A 6,440-nucleotide genomic window follows, 5' to 3' on the forward strand; every position below is an offset into this window, starting at 1 on the left:
GCCGGGGATTTGCATCAGCCCAAGACCAGAAATCACAAACCCTCATTCAAGAGAAGTATTTCGAGAAAGACCAAAGCAGCAAAATGACCACGACAAGGGTGAGTATCACGCCTGCGTAGACGGGATACCACCACGAGTCGGGTCTGTCTTTTGATTCGTCTTCCATACTAGAAAATGAATTTGAATCCAACCTGGAACTGACGGCTGTCAAGCGACGTTACCGGACGGTTCTGAACCGTCGGCAAAGCCTGCGTCAGATTTCCGAGCGCGTCGGTCGTTACCGTCAAACTATTGATCTGGAACTTGCTGTTGATATTGAAGACGTTGAGAAACTCGCCAAACGCTTCGAGTTTCAACCTCTCGTTGAAATTGAAAACCGCGAGTAGCGCAGATCGGTATTGAACTGGTACGGCGTGACGCCGGAATTCCGGCGGATTCCGACCGGGTTGTCCGATCCGGTGAAACCATCCAGATTGATGTCGTTGACCGCAATGATGTTGAACCGCTCGCCGCTGTTCGCCGTCATTATGATCCCGAGCTGGTTGTTGTTGACGAGGTAACGCAACGCCTTGTTCGCGAAGTTGAACTGCGGCCGGCCGACAAAGCTCATAACGAACGTATGACGCTGGTCCGCGAGCGACGGCCCCAGATCGCGGCGGCGGCTCGTCGGATCCTGGGTTACAAGGTTTCCGACCTGGGTCGCGACGAGATTCTGTTCCGGAGCGTCGTCTTCCGATTTCGACAAAGTGTAATTGACGCTGAACTGGTATCCCTTCGAAAACCGCTTCGAAAGCTGCAGCGTCATCGCGTTGTAATTTGAATTTCCGACGGACTCGGCCATCAGGATATTGTTGAAACGGGGATCAAGACGGGTCGCCGCACTCACCGTGTTGCTGAAGATCGGACGGCCGTCGGCAAGCGACGACGTCGGATTGATTCGATTGATGTTGCGGTAAAGCGGAATGTGACGGCCGCCCGAACGAATGTAGCCGACAGTGAACGCGAGATCCTTGGTCAACGCCTGTTCAAGCTGAAAATTCATATGGATCGCATACATATTCTCAAAGTCAGGCGACATCGTCTCGATGCTCTGCACCGGCAAAACAGCTCCGGCCGGCAATGAACCGAGGGTTGTCGGGAACGCCGGCGATCCGGCGGTTGCCGGCGCAAACGTAAAGTTGAACAGGATCGGGCTGCCGTTATTGAGCAACGCGCGCTGGTAAAAATCGAGATAGACCGTATCGTAATAGAGTCCGGCGCTGGCACGGAACACCGTCGGGCGATCCCCCTCGCGGACCGAATAAACAACTCCGAGACGCGGCGCGAAGTTGTTCTTGTCCACCTTGAACGACTGCGAAGCCGCAAACGGCGAGTTCGCGAACGCCTCTGGAATATCGTAAAGGTCGTAACGGAGACCGTAATTGATCTTCAAACGGCGGGTCGCCTTCCAGTCGTCCTGAGCGAAAAAGTTGTAGAACGTCGATTGATATTCGATATCCGGATTGCCGAACGCTTCGACGTAATTGGTGTAGCCGCGCGGCGTCAATCCGCTTCTTGCATCGAGATACGACTGCAGCGTCGGGAACGTGTAGCGCGCGAATTGGTTCGAACGACGCGTATCGTCGATGCGGTTCATACCGCCGCCGATCTTGATTCCGTGGTCGCCGCGCGTCCACGTCAGGTTGTCCTGAAACTGGCTCGTCACCTGAAGCGGCGCGATCGTGTCGTCGTTTTCCGGCGCGCCGAAATTGGCGACGCCGGTAATGACGACGCTGATTCCGGTGCCCGAATTGCTGTTCGCGATGTTGCGTGAATCGCGTTTCGCGTACTGATAACGAAACTCGTTGATGACCGTCGGGGAGAAGATCGACGCCAGCTGCAGTCCGATCGAATACGATTTGTCGTCAAAGTCGATGCTTCGCTGCAAAGTGTTCAATCCGCCGGCGATGTTGTTCGGCGAAAGATTAGTGAAATAGTTGAACCTGCCCGTCAGACGGTTCGCATCGTTGAGTTGGGCGTCGGTGCGGAAAATGAAAAGTTGACTTTCTGGGATGCCGGGATAGCCGTCGGAAAAGCATCTGCCGGAACGCCGGCGGCGATCAGCGCGGCCCTTATTGGCGTCGGTGATCGTGATCGTCCGCTGCGGTTCGCCGGCTAGATCGCGTTTGACCCATTCGTATCCGGTGTAGAACTGCCAGCGATCCTTGATGATCGGCCCGCCGAGAGCGCCGGTGAAGTTGTCGACCTTGGTTTCAGGCTTGACCGCCGTGGGCGAGATATTGAACGGCCGCGACGACATCGACGTCCGGCGGAATCGGTAGCTGGCAGAACCGTGGAAACCATTTGTTCCCGACGGCGTGACGGCGTTCATGATCAGTCCGGGCGTGTTGCCGAATTCAGCCGAAAATCCGTTCGTCACGAGCTGAACTTCGGCGACGAACGTATCCGAGATCGGCATCAGGCGAATCCCGCCGCGGTCGGCCTGGGTGTTGTTGTTGCCGTCGAGCTGATAGTTCGTGCGGCGCGTATAACCATTGGCGTTGATTCGCGGAACTCCGAATTCGACGTTCGGGCGTCCCGTGACGTTGCTCTGCAAGAGCGCGAAGTTGTACGGGTTGCGCGAGACGTTCGGAAGATTCTGAACCTCGCGGGTATTCATCACGCGGCCGAGGTCGATCTTTCCCGGATCGGCGATCGGCGCATCGGACGTGATCGTGATCGTTTCATTAACTCCGCCAGGCGTCAGGGAGACATTGATCGTCGCGGTTGAACCCGTCGTCAGAGTCACTCCTTCCTGCACGAACTTCTTGAAGTTCGGCGCTTCGACGGTAACGCGGTACTTGCCGAGCGGAAGCAACGGAAGCCGATAACTGCCTTCCGAATCGGTCGTTACGCTGCGTTCGGCGCCGGTATCGAGATTGCGAACCGAAACGGTCGCGCCGGCGACGGCAGCCGAATTGGCGTCCGTCACCGTTCCTTCGATCTGGCCGTTGAGCGCCTGTGATTGAGCCGTCGCCCCGGCGACGGCCAGAACCAGCGTCAGCAGGGTTAATAAGAACAACGTGAATGGTTTACGCGAATAGTTATCCATCGACATCCGGGAAATCTCCTTGTTTGTTTTGAAAAATAGCGGAATAATTCGTTACACGAATATAACATTATTGGTACGAAAGCGTAACCGTGAAGGTTACACTTTGTGCGACAGATCGTTGATCTGTTTCCGAATCTTGCGAGCGGAATCGGGATCAGGATCGATGAAAGCCGCGTTCGATGTCCTTCATCGTGAGACGAAGAATTACCGGCCGGCCGTGCGGGCAGGTCGTCGGCGAAGATGTCAGGAGAAGGCGGTCGATAAGCCATTGCATCTTCTCCATCGTCAACGGCATATTGATCTTGACGGCGGCTTTGCAGGCCAGGCTCGCGGCGATCTCGTCACGCAAGGTCGCGCGCACCGCCGCGTTTCTCGGCATCGACCGTGTCAAGCAATTCCGCCAGCAAGTTGCGTGCGTCCTTCGGTGCGACATCCGTCGGAACGGCCTTGATCGCGACCGTCCGCCCGGAAAGTCGCATTACATCAAAACCGCATTCCTCAAGTTCCTTGCTGACGATCTCGAACGCGGCCGCCTGCGCCGGTGTCAGATCGAACGTTTCGGGAATCAGAAGGTTCTGCGACCCAGCCGGCCGATCGGCTTCCTTGCGCCGGAACTTGTCGAAAAGGATCCGCTCATGCGCGACATGCTGATCGACGAGCAGAAGACCTTCATCGTCGACGGCGATGATAAAACTCGTGAAGCTGACTGACCGGGCGGAGCTTCGAGGCCGAAACCTGTTCGACGTCAACGGCCTTGACGGCCTTGAGCGCGGGATCGGCGAATAGTTTCGGATCCGGGCCGGGCATCTCGGATCCTTCGAGCCGGAAACTTTGATTTCCGGTTTTGAAAACCGCGAGGTCGGAATCCGGCTCTCGGACCTCAGACGGTTTGGTGAAACCACGGAGATCCGGATGATCCGCCGTTGCCGGTCCCGACTCGGCCCCGGTGGTTCGGATTCGACGGCGACGTCGATCTCAACGGCCGAGATCATCGCTTCGACTTCTGCGCGTTCGGCAGCTTCAGGAATATGAAACTCGATTCTCGACTGCTCCGGACGCGGCCGTTCGTCGCGGATCGGGACGACAGACGGCTCACGCGGTTGCGGAGCGACTCCGACCGATGCAAGCGAACTACGGACGGCTTCGGCGATGACTTCTTTGACCGCTTCCGAACGCCTGAAACGAACTTCGGTCTTCGCCGGATGGACGTTGACGTCGACCTCTTCGAGCGGAATCTCGACAAACAGGAAGGCGACCGGGTAAACGCCGTGCGGCAAAATCGAGCGAAACCCTTCGAGCAATCCGCCGGCGATCACACGGTCGCGGACAAAACGCCCGTTGATGAAGAATACTGCGCGTCGCGGTCGTCCGCCGCTCGCGCGGCGCGGAGACGAATCCCGAAATGGCGGCGACGAACTCGCGCCCGCCCGCGACCGGCAAGAGGCTCTCGACCATCTCGGCGCCAAAGATTTGATAGGCGCGCTCGCGCAGGTCGCGCGCGGGCGCCAGGTTCAGACCTTCACGACCGTTGCTGACGAGCGCGAAGGCGATCTCGGGATGCGCAAGCGCGTAATGGGTGACGATCGACGTCAGGTGAAAATTCTCGGTCGCCTCGGACCGCATAAACTTGCGCCGCGCCGGCGCGTTGAAAATAGATCGCGGACGCTGATCGTCGTCCCGGTCGTCCGTGCCGCGTCGCGGACATCGACGAGCCTTCCGCCCTCGATGTCGACGCGGACCGCTGTTTCGGCATCGTCCGTCTTGGTTACGAGTTCGACGCGCGCGACCGAGGCGATCGACGCCAACGCCTCGCCGCGAAATCCGAGCGTCGCAATACGTCCGAGATCCTCGAGCGACGCTATCTTCGAAGTCGCGTGTCGTTCGAACGCGAGCAGCGCGTCATCACGATTCATCCTGACGCCGTCGTCCGTGATCCGCATCAGTCGCCGTCCGCCGAGTTCGATCTCGACCCGTATCCGCGTCGCGCCGGCATCGATGGAGTTTTCGATCAGCTCCTTGACGACAGACGCCGGCCGCTCGACGACTTCGCCGGCCGCAATCTGATTGGCAAGATTGTCGGGGAGGATTCGGTTGGTATTCATCGTGGTTCGATGTTAACAAATTCGGGCGGAATCAGCATCAAGTACAGTGCAGAGTGCATAGTGCAGAGTGCATAGTTCCGCGAAGAACATCCCGCGCTATGCACTTTGCACTGTGCACTATGCACTCTGCACTCTGTCAATGCCTGAATAGTGTTGACCGTTTTTTGAGTTTGCTAGAAAACATTTGTTTGCTTTTTCGTCAAAATATCGGATACCTTCGTTTCGGAGATCGAAACGGAAGTGAGCAATGCTAGAGCAACTCACCAGGATAGACCTCCGGGTGACGAAGTAGTTTGTCGCGGAGCCGGGCATTTATTGTCCGGCTTTTCTTCAATTACTTTTGAACCCTCCATGCCTAAGAAAACTCGTTCCTGCTGCCTTTCGAATGCATCGGGGCCTAAGGAGTTCAATGCCGTATGCGGCTTGTAATTGTTGTACATATATTGACCGCCTTTTCAGTCATCTGCCTTAGCTGGGATAAATTCTCCGGCCCGTAGAATCTGACGTAACTGTTTTTAATAGTTCCGTTTACGCGTTCGGCATTCGGATTCTCATAGACACTCGTGCCCATGCTGTTTTCATATTACAGGCTTGGGTCAGTTTCACGAATTCCTTGCAGTAATACTGGCCGCCGCCGTCCGAATGAAATATCAGACCAGGTGCGGGCCAGCGACCGGATCGCCATCCGTATTGCCGGCAGCGTGGTGTGTTCGGTCATCAGGTTGTCCCGAGACCGCCAGCCCACGATCCGTCTTGAGAAGAGGTCCATAATGAAGGTCAGGTAATAGAACCTTTCGCCTATTCTGTAGTAGGCTATGTCGCTAACCCAAACCTGGTTTACACCCGTCAACTCGAATCCGGCAATCAAATTGTCAAATCGCGTCACCCCGCGCGAATCCGTCGTGCGGTGATATGCCCTTTTCCGCTCGATCTTGAACTCCGTGCGAAAAGGCAAAACTTCGTTTGAACCGGTCTCTGCTGAATTGCATCCGCCTTATCATCCCGCACATGACGCGCGACGACATTTGCGGATGATCGCGCCGTATCTCGGCGATCACCGGCAGAAGCTGCTCCTGCTCTTCAACATCCTGAGATGACGTTCCGTATGCTGGTGAAACGCCTGCTTGCTGATACCCATTGCCCGATACAGCTGATTCATTTTGTGCCCGTGCCTTTCCCGGTTCGACCAGAACCACCGGAGGGCTTTGAAGTACATTTTTTTAATATCAATGCCGTACTCTTCCTCC

Annotated in this window: 6 protein-coding genes; all 6 read right to left on the reverse strand. The window is 56.4% G+C overall.

The window, feature by feature from the left end; all coding sequences use genetic code 11:
* Positions 1-167: 167 nt before the first annotated feature.
* The 6 genes from IPN69_14700 to IPN69_14725 all read right to left on the reverse strand — a co-directional run bounded on the left by IPN69_14700 (position 168) and on the right by IPN69_14725 (position 6,148).
* The gene (locus tag IPN69_14700) at positions 168-356 is read right to left on the reverse strand and encodes a hypothetical protein (GenBank protein MBK8811962.1); all 189 of its coding nucleotides are present in this window, start codon (positions 354-356) and stop codon (positions 168-170) included.
* Positions 353-3,091 carry a TonB-dependent receptor gene (locus tag IPN69_14705; protein MBK8811963.1) on the reverse strand — a complete coding sequence of 913 codons (2,739 nt, stop codon included), beginning with the start codon at positions 3,089-3,091 and terminating at the stop codon, positions 353-355. The genes IPN69_14700 and IPN69_14705 overlap by 4 nt, the downstream gene beginning before the upstream one ends.
* Positions 3,092-3,245: 154 nt before the next feature.
* A complete protein-coding gene (locus tag IPN69_14710) occupies positions 3,246-3,470 on the reverse strand; it encodes a hypothetical protein (protein ID MBK8811964.1) in 225 nt (74 codons plus the stop codon).
* Entirely contained in the window at positions 3,433-4,557 is a 1,125-nt protein-coding gene (locus IPN69_14715) for a hypothetical protein (protein ID MBK8811965.1), read from the reverse strand. Before IPN69_14715 ends, IPN69_14710 begins: the two co-directional genes overlap by 38 nt.
* Before the next feature lie 123 nt (positions 4,558-4,680).
* On the reverse strand, positions 4,681-5,193 hold the full coding sequence (locus tag IPN69_14720; protein ID MBK8811966.1) for an ATP-binding protein: 513 nt from the start codon (positions 5,191-5,193) through the stop codon (positions 4,681-4,683).
* Positions 5,194-5,776: 583 nt separating this feature from the next.
* On the reverse strand, positions 5,777-6,148 hold the full coding sequence (locus IPN69_14725) for a DDE-type integrase/transposase/recombinase (protein ID MBK8811967.1): 372 nt from the start codon (positions 6,146-6,148) through the stop codon (positions 5,777-5,779).
* Positions 6,149-6,440: the final 292 nt, after the last annotated feature.

The sequence above is a fragment of the Acidobacteriota bacterium genome (genome assembly GCA_016715115.1).
Lineage (GTDB): Bacteria > Acidobacteriota > Blastocatellia > Pyrinomonadales > Pyrinomonadaceae > JAFDVJ01.

What these genes read in the sequence shown, in the direction of transcription:
- IPN69_14705 (MBK8811963.1), bottom strand. Translation starts at nt 3,091, where the DNA reads ATGGATAACTATTCGCGTAAACCATTCACGTTGTTCTTATTAACCCTG.
- IPN69_14710 (MBK8811964.1), bottom strand. Translation starts at nt 3,470, where the DNA reads ATGCCGAGAAACGCGGCGGTGCGCGCGACCTTGCGTGACGAGATCGCC.
- IPN69_14720 (MBK8811966.1), bottom strand. Translation starts at nt 5,193, where the DNA reads ATGAATACCAACCGAATCCTCCCCGACAATCTTGCCAATCAGATTGCG.